Origin of the sequence: Paraburkholderia sp. D15, from assembly GCF_029910215.1 — a bacterium.
Lineage (GTDB): Bacteria > Pseudomonadota > Gammaproteobacteria > Burkholderiales > Burkholderiaceae > Paraburkholderia.
Genome location: NZ_CP110395.1, coordinates 323,255 through 338,645, shown reverse-complemented (window position 1 = coordinate 338,645; position 15,391 = coordinate 323,255). Strand labels below are relative to the sequence as shown.

Genomic DNA, 15,391 nt, shown 5'->3' with positions numbered 1-15,391 from the left:
CACCCAAAACCATCGATCAGACCCAATCCCCCGCGAGCAGCGAAAAACATCGCCAAACCCCCGCCCAGCGGGCAACGCCCCCAAAAAAATCACTAGTGCAAGCGTGAAAAGAAACCGCTAATCTCGACCCCGCGCAAAGCCAGGCACCGCCAGGTCACCCCCCCATGCCCAGCGCAAATCGAACACCAGGAGCACCGCATTGAATCCCCAAGCCGCCGCCTCACCCACCCCTGACGACTGGATCACCCGCAGCCTCCGCGCCGTCTGGCACCCCTGCACCCAGATGAAGCACCACGAGCGCCTGCCGCTTATCCCCGTCTCGCGTGGTCAAGGCGCGTGGCTCTACGACCGCGCCAACCATCGTTATCTGGACGCGATCAGCTCCTGGTGGGTCAACCTGTTCGGCCACGCCAACCCCCGCATCAACGCAGCCCTCAAAGATCAGCTCGATACCCTCGAACACGCAATGCTCGCCGGCTGCACCCACGAGCCCGCCATCGAACTCGCGGAGCGCCTCGGCGCCCTCACGGACAACACCCTGGGCCACGCGTTCTTCGCGTCCGACGGCGCATCGGCCGTCGAAATCGCGCTGAAGATGAGCTTCCACGCGTGGCGCAATCAAGGCTTCGCCGACAAGCAGGAATTCGTCTGCCTCGCCAACAGCTATCACGGCGAAACCGTCGGCGCGCTCGGCGTCACCGACGTCGCGCTCTTCAAGGACGCCTACGATCCGCTCATCCGCAACGCGCACGTCGTGGCCTCGCCCGACGCGCGTCTCGCCCAACCCGGCGAATCCGCCGCCGACGTCGCCCGCCGCGCACTCGAGAACGTCCGCGCACTCTTCGACGCGCGCGCCACCCGCATCGCCGCGCTGATCGTCGAGCCGCTCGTGCAATGCGCGGCCGGCATGGCCATGCACGACGCGTCGTATATCGCCGGTCTGCGCGCACTTTGCGATCAGTACGGCGTGCATCTGATCGCCGATGAAATCGCCGTCGGCTGCGGTCGCACCGGCACCTTCTTCGCGTGCGAACAGGCCGGCATCTGGCCAGATTTCCTGTGCCTGTCGAAAGGCATCAGCGGCGGCTATCTGCCACTCTCGATCGTGCTGTCGCGCGACGAAATCTTCGCGGCCTTCTATCACGACGACACCGCGCGCGGCTTCCTGCATTCGCACTCGTACACCGGCAATCCGCTCGCCTGCCGCGCGGCGCTCGCCACCCTCGATCTGTTCGCGAGTGACAACGTGCTCGCCGTCAACGCCGGCAAATCGGCCACGCTGAAGGCCGCGCTCGCACCGCTCGCCGCGCATCCGCAAGTGCGCAACCTGCGCCAGTGCGGCACGATCTTCGCGTTCGACGCGATCGTCGACGACCCGCAACAAGCCCGCACCTTCTCGCGCCGTTTCTTCGAGAACGCGCTGCAGCGCGAACTGCTGCTGCGCCCGATCTCGACCACGGTGTATCTGATGCCCCCCTACATCCTCGACGACGAAGAAATCGCGCTGCTCGCCTCGCGCACCCGCGAGACCTTCGACGCCACCCTCACGGAGGCCCGTTGATGCATCTACTCGATACCCTCAAGGCCGGACTGGACGACATCGACCAGCACGGTCTGCGCCGTCGCCGCCGTATCGCGGATACCGCCTGCGCCGCGCACATGACGGTCGACGGCCGCGCGATCGTCGGCTTCGCCAGTAACGACTATCTCGGCCTCGCCGCGCATCCGCAACTCATCGCGGCCGTCGCCGAAGGCGCGCAGCGCTATGGCGCGGGCAGCGGCGGCTCGCATCTGCTCGGCGGCCACTCGCGCGCGCACGCACAACTCGAAGACGATCTCGCGGAATTCGCCGGCGGCTTCGTCGACAACGCACGCGCGCTCTACTTCAGCACCGGCTACATGGCGAATCTCGCGACGCTCACCGCGCTCGCGGGCCGCGGCGCCGCGCTCTTCTCCGACGCGCTGAACCACGCGTCGCTGATCGACGGCGCCCGTCTCGCGCGCGCCGACGTGCAGATCTACCCGCACTGCGACATGGATGCGTTGAGCGCGCTGCTCGCGGCGTCGGATGCCGAGGTCAAGGTGATCGTGTCCGACACCGTCTTCAGCATGGACGGCGACGTCGCGCCCCTGCCGCGTCTGCTCGCACTCGCGGAACAGCATGGCGCGTGGCTGATCGTCGACGACGCGCACGGCTTCGGCGTGCTCGGCCCGCAAGGCCGCGGCGCGGTCGCGCAAGCGGCGCTGCGCTCGCCGAACCTGATTTCGATCGGCACGCTCGGCAAGGCGGCCGGCGTGTCGGGCGCGTTCGTCGTCGCGCACGAAACGGTGATCGAATGGCTCGTGCAGCGCGCGCGTCCGTACATCTTCACCACAGCGTCCGTACCGGCCGCCGCGCACGCGGTGTCGGCGAGTCTGCGGATCATCGGCGGCGACGAAGGCGACGCGCGACGCGCGCATCTGCAACGTTTGATCGACCGCACGCGCGCGATGCTGAAGACCACGCCGTGGACGCCCGTCGATTCGCACACCGCCGTGCAGCCGCTGATCATCGGCACCAACGAAGCGACGCTCGACATCGCGGCCACGCTCGATCGCGCGGGTCTGTGGGTGCCGGCGATCCGTCCGCCGACCGTGCCGGTGGGCACGTCGCGTCTACGCATCTCGCTGTCCGCCGCGCATTCGTTCGCGGATCTCGACCGGCTCGACGCGGGCCTGCAACAGTTGGGAGCGAAGGCCGCATGAGCACGTCGAATCACGCCTCGTCCCGCGCGCTGTCGCTGTTCGTCACCGGCACGGATACGGAAATCGGCAAGACCTTCGTTTCGTCGGCCTTGCTGCGCGGCTTCGCGCGTGCAGGTCTGCAAGCGGCCGCGATGAAACCGATCGCCGCCGGCGCGTACGAACGCAACGGCGTGCTGCATAACGAAGACGCGGATCAGCTCGACGCCGCGTCCACCGTCTTGCTGCCGCCCGACATGCGCACGCCGTACCTGCTGAAGGAACCGGCCGCGCCGCACATCGCGGCCGCGCTCGAGAACGTCACGCTCGACCTCGAACGTATCGTCGACTATCACGCGCAGGCGGTGCAGCGCGCGGACATCGTCGTGGTGGAAGGCGTCGGCGGTTTTCGTGTGCCGTTGACCGACACCCAGGACACCGCCGATCTCGCGGTCGCGCTCAAGCTGCCGGTCGTGCTGGTGGTCGGCATGCGCCTCGGCTGCATCAACCATGCGCTGCTCACCGCCGAGGCGATCGCCGCGCGCGGCCTGACACTCGCCGGCTGGGTCGCGAATCGCGTCGATCCGGACATGACGTTCCCCGACGAAAACATCGCGACGATCCGCGCGCTGCTCGCCCGCGCTTACGACGCTCCCCTGCTCGGCATCGTGCCGCATCTGAGCCCGGCGTCGCCGGAACTCGCGGCGGACCAGCTCGACATCGAACGACTTCTGCAGACGCTGCGCCATCCATGAACGCGCACGCAGCGCTGCTCCACACTCACATCCATCCATGAGGATTGACGACATGACGCAACTGAACATCGCATCGACGCCGGCCGAAGCGGCCGCCGCCAACCACAACGCCGCCGAAGGCGTCAAACAGGTCGCGCGCTGGCGCGTCGCCGACATCGTCGCGCTGTACGAACTGCCGTTCAACGACCTGATGTTCCGCGCGCAGCAAACGCACCGCGAGCACTTCGACGCGAACACCGTGCAGCTGTCGACGCTGCTGTCGATCAAGACCGGCGGCTGCGAGGAAGATTGCGCGTACTGCCCGCAGTCGGTGCATCACGACACCGGCCTGCAGGCCGACAAGCTGATGCCGGTCGACGAAGTGCTCGCCGCCGCGAAGGTCGCGAAGGACAACGGCGCGACGCGCTTCTGCATGGGCGCCGCGTGGCGCAATCCGAAGGACCGTCACCTCGAACCGATCAAGGACATGATCCGCGGCGTGAAGGCGATGGGCCTCGAAACCTGCGTGACGCTCGGCATGCTGGAGACGCATCAGGCACAGGCGCTGCGCGAAGCCGGCCTCGACTACTACAACCACAATCTCGACACGTCGCCGGAGTTCTACGGCCAGATCATCTCGACGCGCACGTATCAGGACCGTCTCGACACGCTCGAACGCGTGCGCGACGCGGGCATCAACGTGTGCTGCGGCGGCATCGTCGGTCTCGGCGAATCGCGCCGCGAACGCGCCGGCCTGATCACGCAGCTCGCGAACATGGAGCCGTATCCGGAATCGGTGCCCATCAACAATCTGGTGCAGGTGGAAGGCACGCCGTTGACCGGCACCGAAGCGATCGACCCGTTCGAATTCGTGCGCACGATTGCCGTTGCGCGCATCACGATGCCGAAGGCGATGGTGCGTCTGTCGGCCGGCCGCGAACAGATGGACGAGGCCTTGCAGGCGCTGTGTTTCCTCGCGGGCGCCAACTCGATTTTCTACGGCGATCAGTTGCTGACCACGAGCAATCCGCAAGCGGAAGCGGACCGCAAACTGCTGGAACGCCTCGGCATTCGCGCCGAGGCCGCGCAGCAGATGCCGGTGGACAACAGCGGCTGCGAGCATGGCTGCGATAAGCACGCCGCGCCGAATTGATCGCGTTGTCGTGAGCTGGACTGCACCGATGCCGTGAGCACGTCGTACGGCGGATGTGAGAAGGGCGCCCCGGATTGAACCGGGGCGCCCTTTGTTTTTATGGTCATGCCAACCGGGCGTCTCTCCCGCTACCCAACCGGCGGCAACCTTCGCGCCACCGGCGTCGATTTGACGATCGCGGTGCTGGTTTCCGCGCGCTCGGTCACCTTGGACAGAATCTCGTCGAGCTGCTCGATCGAACGCAACACGAGGCGGCAAACGAAGCAATCGTCGCCCGTCACCTTGTCGCATTCCACGAACTCCGGAATGCGCCGGATCACCTCTTCCACCAGATGCAACTGCCCCGGTAACGGCTTCACGCGCACGATCGCCTGCAACGTGTAGCCGAGCGCGCGTGGATCGATCTGCACGGTGAAGCGTTCGATCACGCCCTGCGCTTCCAGCCGCCGCACACGCTCCGCGGTGCTCGGCGCCGACAGGCCGATCTGTCGCGCGAGTTCGCTGACCGGTTGACGCGCGTCCTCGGCGAGCGCCGCGAGCAACGCGCGGTCGGTGTCGTCGAGCGGAACGGGGACGGACGGTGCAAGGCGTTTCGACATGATTACCTTCGATTATTAGGCTGCAATCGGCAACAACCTAAGTTTAGTCATGTATTCGGCCGACCGGATTATTTACACTGCTTGCCATACCGGTATTCAAGCGAGGATCGAATCATGGCGTCGAACGAAATCCGTCGTGGGGCCGCGGAGATGAGCATGGCGATGCTGATGTCCGGCACCATCGGCTGGCTGGTGGTGTCGTCGCGGCAGAATCCGTTCAACGTGGTGTTCTTCCGCTGCATTTTCGGCGGGGCGACGCTGGCGATCGTGTGCGCGATGCTGGGGCTATTCAGGCGGCGGCTGTTCTCGTGGAAGATGCTCGGCCTCGCGCTGCTCGGCGGCGCGGCGATCGTCGTCAACTGGGTGCTGCTGTTCGCCGCGTATTCGCGCGCGTCGATTTCGATGGCGACGGCCGTCTACAACACGCAGCCGTTCATGCTGGTCGCGCTCGGCGCGCTGGTGTTTCGCGAGCGCATCAGCGCATCGACGGTGGTGTGGCTGGCGATCGCGTTCATCGGCCTCGTGTTCGTCGTGAAGGTCGAGCCCGCGGTGCTGGCGGTGCCGGGGCAATACCTGACCGGCGTCGCGTATGCGGTCGGCGCGGCGGCCATGTACGCGGTGTCGTCGATCATCACGAAGCGGCTCAAGGGCACGCCGCCGCATCTGATCGCGCTGATCCAGGTGTCGCTCGGCGTCGTGATGCTCGCGCCGTTCGTCCACTTCGATGCGCTGCCGGCGCGTGGCGTGCAGTGGCTCGACCTGATCGTGCTCGGCATCGTGAACACCGGCCTCATGTACGTGCTGCTGTACGGCGCGATCCAGAAACTGCCGACTTCGATGACCGGTGCGTTGTCGTTCATCTATCCGGTGGTGGCGATCATCGTGGACCGCGTCGCGTTCGGACAATCGCTCGCGTGGATTCAGGTGCTCGGCGCGATCCTGATTTTGCTGGCGGCGGCGGGTGTCAATCTCGGCTGGCGGATCGTTCCGCAAAAACGCCTGTCGTCGACGTGACTTCCACGTGACATCAGCGTGAGGTGTGTCGATATCGAGTCGGCACGTTTTACCCGAATGATACGGATTCCAGATTAACGATTAGCTGGATTATTCATATCAGCAGGCAGATTCACGCTAAAGCGGGCAATGACAAAGCCTCGTCACAAAGCCGGCGCACGCACGTAGGGGGCTTTAAAACGAACTGTCATATTTCTGTAGGGAAATCACCGATGCGACCCAAAACGCGTCACGCGTATCATTGCGGCAGACGTTGATCACGTCAGACAGAATTTGCGCCGCTCGCCGTTGTCAGGTCGAGCGGCTTTCTTTTTGTGGCGTGCGTGATGGCGTGCAGTAGCGTTGCGTAAATTTGCGCGACGTGACTTGAGCTTTTTTGAGGTTGTTTGAGCGTGTTTCAGACCGCACGCTCATCAACCCGCGCGCGCCAGAATGCGCTCGCCGTCTATCCGCAGCGGCCCGTTCTTCATCGCCAGTTCCTCGACGATCCTACCCAGTAGCGCGGGCCATGTATCGCGCGGCGCGAGTTGCGTGGCCGCGGCGCGCATCACCGCGGCATCGTCCGTCATTTTCAGCAGGGTCGCGAAGCTCATCGCGCGGACTTCGAGCAGCTTGAATACGATCAGCACTTTCAGCGCATTTCTCGCATTGCGCGCAGGATCGGCCCGCAACCACGCGACGCGCGAGAACGCGCGTTCAAGCGCCTGGTCGACATTCGTGAACGGCGCGCCATGGCCGGGAATGACCGCGCGCACGTCGAGCTTCGCGATCGCTTCGAGCACCGCCTGCTGTTCCGCGAAACCACTCTCGCCTTCCAGTTCCGGAAAGATCACGCCGAAGCCGTTTTCCCACAGCGCGTCCGCGCTGATCAGCAGACGTTCGTCCGCGCAGTACAGCATCAGCGAATGCGGGTCGTGGCCGGGCGCACCGAGCACTTGCCAGTCGAGTGCGCCGAGCCGCAAGCTTGCGCCGGGCGCGAGCGTGCCGGTGAACGCGAAACGCTCGCAGGTCTGGCCGGTCGCGCCAAACGTCAGGCCGGCTTCGTTCCAGTCGCGCACTGCCGCGGCTTCGGACGCGGGAATCAGCGTGCGGCACGGCCACGTGGTCTGCAATAGCGCGTTGCCGCCGCAGTGATCCGAATGCAGGTGCGTGTTGACGATCAGATCGAGCGGCCGCGCGCCGAGCGCCTGGCGCACCAGCGCGACGGTTTGTTCGGCATGGCTCGCGTAGCCGGTATCGACGAGCGCCGCGCATGCGTCGTCGACGAGCAGCACGTTGTTCGACGACAGCCAGCCGCGCTCGAATACCCGCACCGACGACGGCAGCGCGATCATGACGAGACCACGCCGGTCTGTGAATCCACGGAATCGGGCTTCGGCATCACGAGTATCGTCGACGCGCCGATCAGCATGACCTCGCCGCGCTGATTCACCGTCGTGCCGTCCAGATGCGTGAGATCGCCGTTCAGGCTCGCCTTCCAGTACGCGTCGCGCACTCGCCAGGTGAAGGTGAGCGTGTCGTTTGCGTGGACGGCCTTCTTCAGCTTGATGTCGAATTCCAGCCCGAGCGGTTGCGCGTAGGTGGAAAAATGCGTGGCCAGCAAGGCCATGAAATGCGCGGTCGGCTGCGTGCCGGACGCGATCAAACCGCCGAAGCGGCTTTGCGCGGCATAGTCCGCGTCGTGATGCAGCGGGTTGAAGTCGTTGACGAGCGCGGCGAACGACTTCACCGATTCCACCGACAACGCCAGCGTCGCGCTGAACGTTTCGCCGATCGTGACGACGCGCGGTGCCGGCTTCATCGCGGCTCCTTCGCGCGCTGCGCCATGAACTGCGCGTGACGCACTTCGATCGCGTCCCACACCGCGCGTTTCGCGTCGTCGTCGAACAGCGACCAGCCGGCAATCTCGTCGAGGGTGCGCAGACAGCCCTCGCACCAGCCGGTCGCCGCGTCCATCCGGCACACGCTGATGCACGGCGACAACACGCTGCCGTCCTCGTCTTCGATGTCGTTGCCGGCCGTCATCGCGTCACGCCGTCTCGCGCAGCGCGACGTCCACGACCGGCGCGCCCGTCAGCGCGATCAACTCCTGCGCCGTCAGATTGAACACCGCATGCGGATGACCGGCTGCCGCCCACAGACTGTCGAGTTCGAGCAGATCGGCGTCGATCAGCGTGACCGGCTCGACGGCGTGACCGATCGGACAGACGCCGCCGATCGCATAGCCGGTTTGCTCGCGCACGAACTTCGCATCCGCCCGGCCAATGTCGCCGACGTGCGCCGCGACCTTCTTTTCGTCGACGCGATTCGCGCCGCTCGCGACCACCAGCACCGGCGCGCCGTCTTCGCGGCGGCGGAACAGGATTGACTTGGCGATCTGCGCGACCGCGCAGCCGAGTCCCGCCGCGGCTTCGGCGGAGGTTTTGCCGGTTTCCGGCAACATCACGATGCGGCCCGCGTGACCGCGTTCGCGCAACAGCAGCGCGACGCGGCGCGCCGATTCGGGCAAGGCGGCGAGGTCGCCGGATTCGAGGAAAGCGTGGTCCGTCATCGGTTCAGGTCCTGGTAAAAAATCGAACGCGGAAGCTCAAACGCAATTGGCCGCTTCGCTGCGCGCCTTGGCGAGCAGCGCCTTGCCGGCGCGCGACACGTTCGGCCGGCCGATCGACGTCGAGATGAAATCGCCGATCGCGACGACCTGCGCGAGGTCGATGCCGGTCTCGATGCCGAGGCCGTTCATGAGATACAGCACGTCTTCGGTCGCGACGTTGCCGGTTGCGCCCTTCGCATACGGACAGCCGCCGAGCCCCGCCACCGACGCGTGAAAAATCTCGATGCCTTCCTGCAGCGCCGCGTAAATGTTCGCGAGCGCCTGGCCGTAGGTGTCGTGGAAGTGGCCGGAGAGCCGCTCGCGCGCGAATACGCTGGTCACCGCCTCGAACACTTCGCGGGTGCGTTTCGGCGTGCCGACGCCGATCGTGTCGGCGATATCGATCTCGTCGCAACCGAGCGCCGCGAACCGTTCGACCACGTCCACCACGGAAGCCACCGGCACCTCGCCCTGATACGGGCAACCGAGTGCGCACGACACGCTGCCGCGAATCCGCACGCCGTGCTCCTTGGCGGCTTGCGCGACGGGCGCGAAACGCTCGATGCTCTCCGCGATGCTGCAGTTGATGTTCTTCTGCGAGAACGCCTCGCTGGCCGCGCCGAAGATCACGATCTCGTCGGCGTGCGCGGCCAGCGCGCCCTCGAAGCCGCGCAGATTCGGCGTGAGCACCGAGTAGATCGTGCCCGGACGGCGCGCGATGCCGGCCATCACGTCGGCGCCGTCGGCCATCTGCGGCACCCATTTCGGCGACACGAACGAAGCCGCCTCGACATTGCGGAAGCCCGCCGCCGACAAACGATCGATCAGCTCGATCTTGGTGGCGGTCGCGACGAATTCCTTTTCGTTCTGCAATCCGTCACGCGGACCGACTTCGACGATTTTGACTTGCTGGGGTAAGGCCATGATCCTGTCTCCTGCCGCGCGAGGCGGCGCTCCTGCGATGGAATCCGGTGATGCGGGTGATGCTGGGTGATGTCGTCAATACGTGGCGATGCCTGCGTCCTTGCGTCCTTGCGTCCTTGCGTCCTGGGTCAGTATCCGCGCTCGACATTCACGACGCCGCCGACGCTATCGCCCCGCATCAGCGCGTTGATCTTGCGCGCGACCTGTTCGACACTTTCCGCGCGCAAGGTCACCGCCGACACGTGCGGCGTGATCGTGATGCGCGGCTCGCGCCAGAACGGATGATCGGACGGCAACGGTTCCTCGCGCAACACGTCGAGCGTCGCGGCGGCGAGCTGACCCTCCGCCAGCGCATCGAGCAGATCCTGTTCGACCAGATGCCCGCCACGTGCGACGTTGATCAGATACGCGCCGCGCGCGAGCTTCGAGAAGGTGCGCGCATTCAGCACGTCGGCGGTTTCCGGCGTGTGCGGCAGCAGATTGACCAGCACCTTCACGCCATCGAGAAACGCGCCGAGTTGCGCGTCGCCCGCGAATGTCGTGATGCCTTCCACCTGCCGCGCGCCGCGGCTATAACCGCGTACCGGCAGGCCGAAACCCGCGAGCGTTTGCGCGACGTGCGAGCCGAGCACGCCGAGGCCCAGCACGCCGACCGTGAACGTCTCGCGCGGATGCGGTTCGAGCGGCTGCCAGCGGCCTTCGCGTTGCAGCGTCTGATATTCGTCGAAACGGCGCAGGTAGCGCAGCACCGCATGCGTGACGTACTCGGCCATCTGCAAGGCCATGCCCGAATCTTCGAGGCGGATCAGTTGCGCGTTGCGCGGCAAGGTGCCGGGTTGCGCGTGTTCGAGCGCGAGGATCGCATCGACGCCCGCGCCGAGATTGAAGATCGCGCGCAGATCGTCACGACCCGCGAGCATCTCGCGCGGCGGACGCCACACGACCGCGAAGTCCGCCGGCGCGGTATCGCCGGGCTGCCATTCGCGCAACTCCGCTTCGGGCAGCGCGCGAGCGAAATCGTGCAGCCACGTCGCGGCATCGGCTTGCTGCATGTAGAACAGGATTTTCATACGGTCAGGTAAGCCTTTGCGTAGTCCAGTCGATTCGATTGGCGGAGAGGACGCGACGGCTTTTTACAAAGCCCGCCGTGAGCGCGGCCGCCTGCCCCAACGTTTCACCCACGTTGCGCCAACGGAGCATTACCGAAAGCCCCACGGCACCCGCGGCGAAACGCGTGGCGCGATCCGCTGCGCATCCCGCGATGCCTGCGGCACCGCGCCTCCTCCTTTTATGGATAGGCTTCATTCTACTTTTTCGACGCGAACCGCGCGCGTTTGCGAACGGGTGTGCGGAACAGGCTCGCCGCGTCAGCCGATAAACAAAGCACAAAAACTTGGTTCGCCCCGCAGAGAGCCGGCGGGACAATACCCTCCCGGATTCCCGCTGCGAGGGACGCACATGCTTTCATGCACCAAATCGACGTGGCCGCCGCGGCTCGTCACCGTGCCGGGCCTGCACGGCAGCGAGGGCGCGCACTGGCAAACCTGGCTCGAACGGCAATTCGCGCGCTCGCTGCGCGTCGAGCAGGCCGACTGGGAGGCGCCGGACGTTGCGCGCTGGGCGCAGTCGCTGCGCGATCTGCTGGCACGCGAACGCGGCCCGTTCGTGCTGGCCGCGCATAGCTTCGGCTGCCTCGCGACCGCGCATGCGTTGCAGCAGGCGTCGTATGCGCACGATGTCGTCGGCGTGCTGTTCGTCGCGCCCGCGAGTCCGGAGAAATTCGCGTTCGCAGGACCGTTCGACGCCCGCCGCCTTGGCGTGCCGTCGATCCTGATCGGCAGCGAAACCGACCCGTGGATGTCGCTCGCCGGTGCGCGCGAACTCGCGCAGCGCTTCGGCAGCGCGTTCGTCAATCTCGGCGACGCCGGGCATATCAATACGGCGGCCGGCTTCGGTCCGTGGCCGCGCGCGAAGTATTTCGTCGACACGCTCGTGCATTGCGCGGCGCCGTTGCGGTTTCGCGAAGAGAGCTTCGAGACCGCGCAGCACGCGTTCGTTTGAACGCTGGGTTGAACGCCGGTCGGAACGCCGGGTCGAGCGCCGCAAAGTGCGCTCGAGCCCGGTCGAATCGGGTCGATTTCAGCTTCGCAACGTGTCGACGCGCGGTGCACGAACCAGTAAGCAATCCGTTAGAATCCCGCTTCACGCTGCGCACGGGCGCGGCCACGAATTTTTATCATCGATAGGCGGGGACAGGATGGCAGGCAATACGGGGACTTCGCGCTGGCTGGCAGCCGGCATGACGGCAATCACGCTCGCCATGAGCGGCATCTCGACCGCGCACGCGGAGACGTCACTGCTCAACGTGTCGTACGACGTGACGCGCGAGTTGTACAAGGACATCAACGCTGGCTTCATCGCGGCGTACAAGCAGAAGAGCGGCGAGACGGTGTCGATCCGCCAGTCGCACGGCGCGTCGAGCGCGCAGGCGCTGTCGGTGCTGCAAGGCCTGCAGGCCGACGTGGTGACGATGAACCAGCCGAACGACATCGACCTGCTCGCCGAGAAGGGTCAACTGGTGCCCGCCAACTGGCGCGCGCGCCTGCCGAACGACAGCGCGCCCTACACCACCACGATGGTGTTTCTGGTGCGCAAGGGCAACCCGAAGCACATCAAGGATTGGGACGATCTCGCGAAGCCCGGCGTGCAGGTGGTGATCGCGAACCCGAAGACTTCGGGCAATGGGCGTTATTCGTATCTCGCCGCGTGGGGCTATAAGAAGCAGCACGGCGGCACCGACGCGCAGGCGCTCGACTTCGAAAAGGCGATCTTCAGGAACGTGCCGGTGCTCGACACGGGCGGCCGCGGCGCGACCACCACGTTCACGCAGCGCGGCATCGGCGATGTGCTGGTGACGTTCGAAAACGAAGTGTCGCTGATCGACAGCGGCGTGGGCGCCGGCAATTTCGAAGCGGTGTATCCGTCGGTGAGTCTGCTGGCCGCGCCGCCGGTATCGATCGTCGACAAGGTGGTCGACAAGCGCGGCACGCGCAAGGAAGCGCAGGCGTATCTGGACTATCTGTGGTCGCCGGCCGCGCAGGAAATCATCGCGGAGCATCATCTGCGTCCGCGCGACAAGGACGTACTCGCCAAACACGCAGCCGAGTTCAAGCCGATCAAGACGTTCACCGTCGAAGAGATGTTCGGTAGCTGGCAGAAGGCGCAGCAAACGCATTTCTCGGACGGCGGCACGTTCGATCAGATCGTCGTGGACAAAAAATGACCGGCACGCGATAGCGCGGTTGGTTAGCTGACGTGTCGATGTGGAAAGGGCGCTGCGTTTTTAAACGGAGCGCCCTTTTTTGTTGGCGGTTGCGAGTCGTGACGGCAATGCGGTGGTCGTCGTCACCGCTACCGTCACCGTCAACGCCAGCGTCAGCGTCAGCGTCACGAAGATAGACCCGTCACTGCTCCACCGCCTCGAAGAACGACAGCATCTCCGTCACCAGTTCCTGCGGCATTTCCTCCGGAATGTAATGCCCGCACGGTAACGAACGCCCGCTCACGTCGCGCGCCACATGCCGCCACTCCGCGAGCGCATCGAAGCACTTCTCGATCACGCCCTTGTCGCCCCACAACACCCGCAACGGACAACCGATCTTGTGCCCGCGCTCGACATCGGCGCGATCGTGCTCCAGATCGATGCTCGCCGACGCGCGGTAGTCCTCGCACATCGCATGCACGGCGCCGGGTTGCGCGAGCGCCGTTCGATACGCGTCGAGCGCGGCGGCATCGAACGGCGCCAGTCCCGCGTGACGGCTGCCCATTACCGCATCCACGTAGGCGGCCGGGTTCGCGCCGATCAGCGTTTCAGGCAGCGGCTCCGGCTGGATCAGGAAAAACCAGTGGAAGTAATGCGTGGCGAACGTGCGGTCGGTGGCTTCGTACATCGCGAGCGTCGGCGCGATGTCGAGCAGCATCAGACGCTCGACCGCATCCGGATGATCGAGCGCCATGCGATGCGCGACGCGCGCGCCGCGATCGTGCGCACACACCAGAAAACGTTCGAAACCGAAATGCCGCATCACGGCGACCTGATCGGCCGCCATCGTGCGTTTGGAATACGGCGCATGAGCGGCATCGCTCGGCGGTTTGTCCGACGCGCCATAGCCGCGCAGATCCGTCGCGATGACGGTGAAGTGTTCGGCCAGTTGCGCCGCGCAACGCGCCCAGATCAGATGCGATTGAGGATGACCGTGCAACAACAGAAGAGGCGGACCCGCGCCGCCCTGAACGCCGAAAATGTCGACATCGCCGACGGCGACGCGAAAGGGCGTGAAGTTCTCGAAGGCCATGGCGTCTCTCTTGTCATTACGAGTCAACGCATTGTAGGAGGCCGGGGTGACATCGCGTGGTGGCTTGGCACACGCAGGCATAGAACCTGAACTCTCCTTCCAACCGTTCTAAACGGTCGCGCGACGCGCGTGCGATTCGCTTCCCCTATAATCGAACGATCGTTCTTTATTTGTCGGGCGGAACGTGATGTGCCGTGCATGCGGGACGAGCAGGCGGTAGCGAACCGCAGCGCCGCCGCCGTGCAACGCAACGCATGTCATGTCCCGCTAAACTCACTCACTGCCGGACGCGCTCAGCCCGTACCGGACGGATCAATCAGGAGACTCGCACCATGGCATTGCCCGCCGTTCTGCAAAAACTCGCGCTGCCCGTCGTCGCCTCGCCGATGTTCATCGTCAGCTATCCCGAGCTGGTGTTGGCTCAATGTAAGGCCGGCATCGTCGGTTCGTTTCCCGCGCTGAACGCGCGCCCGGCCGAACTGCTCGACGAATGGCTCACGCAGATCCAGACGCAGCTTGCCGAGCACAAGGCCGCCCATCCCGATGCGATCATCGGCCCGATCGCCGTCAACCAGATCGTCCATCAGTCGAACACGCGGCTCGAACACGACGTGCGCGTATGCGTCGAGCACAAGGTGCCGATCTTCATCACGAGCCTGCGTGCGCCGGCGCGCGAGATCGTCGACGCGGTGCACAGCTACGGCGGCATCGTGCTGCACGACGTGATCAATCTGCGCCATGCGCAGAAGGCGCTCGAAGCGGGCGTCGACGGTCTGATCCTGGTCGCCTCGGGCGCCGGCGGCCACGCGGGCACGACCTCGCCGTTCGCGCTGGTTGGCGAAGTGCGGCGCATTTTCGACGGTCCGATCATCCTGTCGGGCTCGATCGCCAACGGCGGCTCGATCCTCGCCGCGCAAGCGATGGGCGCGGACCTCGCGTACATGGGCACGCGCTTCATCGCGACGAAAGAGGCGCACGCGGTGGACAGCTACAAGCAGGCGATCGTCAACTCGACGGCCTCGGACATCATCTACACGAACCTGTTCACGGGCGTGCACGGCAACTACATCCGCGAGAGCATCGTCAATGCCGGGCTCGATCCGGACGCGCTGCCGGAATCGGACAAGACCAAGATGAACTTCGGCAGCGACAAGGCGAAGGCGTGGAAAGACATCTGGGGCGCGGGCCAGGGCGTCGGTCTGATGGACGACGTGCCGAGCGTCGGCGAACTGGTGCAGCGTCTGAAGCAGGAATACGACGACGCGAAGGCGCGGCTCGCGATCGCGCGTTAAGCACGTCTC

At 65.4% G+C, this 15,391-nt stretch carries 16 protein-coding genes; 8 read left to right on the top strand and 8 right to left on the bottom strand.

Going from position 1 to position 15,391, the window contains the following annotated elements; translation table 11 throughout:
* Positions 1 to 199 precede the first annotated feature (199 nt).
* From bioA to bioB, 4 genes are read left to right on the top strand one after another with little or no spacing between them, the layout of a single operon-like run.
* Positions 200 to 1,561: an adenosylmethionine--8-amino-7-oxononanoate transaminase gene (gene bioA / locus LFL96_RS01420; RefSeq protein ID WP_280997206.1), complete on the top strand. Its 1,362-nt coding sequence runs from the start codon at positions 200 to 202 to the stop codon at positions 1,559 to 1,561.
* Complete coding sequence (bioF, locus tag LFL96_RS01415) at positions 1,561 to 2,745, top strand: 8-amino-7-oxononanoate synthase (protein WP_280997204.1); 1,185 nt, start codon at positions 1,561 to 1,563, stop codon at positions 2,743 to 2,745. The genes bioA and bioF overlap by 1 nt, the downstream gene beginning before the upstream one ends.
* On the top strand, positions 2,742 to 3,476 hold the full coding sequence (gene bioD / locus LFL96_RS01410) for a dethiobiotin synthase (protein WP_280997201.1): 735 nt from the start codon (positions 2,742 to 2,744) through the stop codon (positions 3,474 to 3,476). The genes bioF and bioD overlap by 4 nt, the downstream gene beginning before the upstream one ends.
* 52 nt (positions 3,477 to 3,528) lie before the next feature.
* Positions 3,529 to 4,608, top strand: coding sequence for a biotin synthase BioB (gene bioB / locus LFL96_RS01405; RefSeq protein WP_280997199.1), 1,080 nt, complete (start codon positions 3,529 to 3,531; stop codon positions 4,606 to 4,608).
* A gap of 128 nt (positions 4,609 to 4,736) precedes the next feature.
* On the opposite strand, the gene LFL96_RS01400 is transcribed toward bioB, so the two are convergent.
* Complete coding sequence (locus LFL96_RS01400) at positions 4,737 to 5,207, bottom strand: Lrp/AsnC family transcriptional regulator (RefSeq protein WP_280997197.1); 471 nt, start codon at positions 5,205 to 5,207, stop codon at positions 4,737 to 4,739.
* A gap of 114 nt (positions 5,208 to 5,321) precedes the next feature.
* On the opposite strand from LFL96_RS01400, the gene LFL96_RS01395 reads away from it, so the two are divergent.
* Positions 5,322 to 6,221: a DMT family transporter gene (locus LFL96_RS01395; RefSeq protein WP_280997194.1), complete on the top strand. Its 900-nt coding sequence runs from the start codon at positions 5,322 to 5,324 to the stop codon at positions 6,219 to 6,221.
* Between the two features lie 413 nt (positions 6,222 to 6,634).
* Here LFL96_RS01395 and LFL96_RS01390 read toward each other — a convergent pair whose 3' ends face one another.
* The 6 genes from LFL96_RS01390 to LFL96_RS01365 form a co-directional block, all read right to left on the bottom strand.
* Entirely contained in the window at positions 6,635 to 7,555 is a 921-nt protein-coding gene (locus LFL96_RS01390; protein ID WP_280997192.1) for an MBL fold metallo-hydrolase, read from the bottom strand.
* A complete protein-coding gene (locus LFL96_RS01385) occupies positions 7,552 to 8,022 on the bottom strand; it encodes a MaoC family dehydratase (protein WP_280997190.1) in 471 nt (156 codons plus the stop codon). The genes LFL96_RS01390 and LFL96_RS01385 overlap by 4 nt, the downstream gene beginning before the upstream one ends.
* A complete protein-coding gene (locus LFL96_RS01380) occupies positions 8,019 to 8,246 on the bottom strand; it encodes a DUF1289 domain-containing protein (protein WP_280997188.1) in 228 nt (75 codons plus the stop codon). Before LFL96_RS01380 ends, LFL96_RS01385 begins: the two co-directional genes overlap by 4 nt.
* Before the next feature lie 4 nt (positions 8,247 to 8,250).
* Positions 8,251 to 8,772, bottom strand: coding sequence for a YbaK/EbsC family protein (locus tag LFL96_RS01375; protein WP_280997186.1), 522 nt, complete (start codon positions 8,770 to 8,772; stop codon positions 8,251 to 8,253).
* A 36-nt stretch (positions 8,773 to 8,808) separates the two neighbouring features.
* Positions 8,809 to 9,735: a hydroxymethylglutaryl-CoA lyase gene (locus LFL96_RS01370; RefSeq protein ID WP_280997184.1), complete on the bottom strand. Its 927-nt coding sequence runs from the start codon at positions 9,733 to 9,735 to the stop codon at positions 8,809 to 8,811.
* Positions 9,736 to 9,863: 128 nt separating this feature from the next.
* A complete protein-coding gene (locus LFL96_RS01365; protein ID WP_280997182.1) occupies positions 9,864 to 10,805 on the bottom strand; it encodes a glyoxylate/hydroxypyruvate reductase A in 942 nt (313 codons plus the stop codon).
* A gap of 388 nt (positions 10,806 to 11,193) precedes the next feature.
* Here LFL96_RS01365 and LFL96_RS01360 point away from each other — a divergent pair, with 388 nt between their 5' ends.
* Both LFL96_RS01360 and LFL96_RS01355 read left to right on the top strand, forming a co-directional pair.
* Complete coding sequence (locus LFL96_RS01360) at positions 11,194 to 11,796, top strand: alpha/beta hydrolase (RefSeq protein ID WP_280997180.1); 603 nt, start codon at positions 11,194 to 11,196, stop codon at positions 11,794 to 11,796.
* A 196-nt stretch (positions 11,797 to 11,992) separates the two neighbouring features.
* Positions 11,993 to 13,018: a sulfate ABC transporter substrate-binding protein gene (locus tag LFL96_RS01355; RefSeq protein ID WP_280997178.1), complete on the top strand. Its 1,026-nt coding sequence runs from the start codon at positions 11,993 to 11,995 to the stop codon at positions 13,016 to 13,018.
* 181 nt (positions 13,019 to 13,199) lie between these two features.
* Here the strand turns inward: LFL96_RS01355 and LFL96_RS01350 are convergent, their stop codons facing one another.
* Entirely contained in the window at positions 13,200 to 14,090 is an 891-nt protein-coding gene (locus LFL96_RS01350) for an alpha/beta hydrolase (RefSeq protein ID WP_280997176.1), read from the bottom strand.
* Between the two features lie 332 nt (positions 14,091 to 14,422).
* Between LFL96_RS01350 and LFL96_RS01345 the strand changes: the two genes are divergently transcribed.
* A complete protein-coding gene (locus LFL96_RS01345) occupies positions 14,423 to 15,382 on the top strand; it encodes a nitronate monooxygenase family protein (protein WP_280997174.1) in 960 nt (319 codons plus the stop codon).
* Positions 15,383 to 15,391 lie beyond the last annotated feature (9 nt).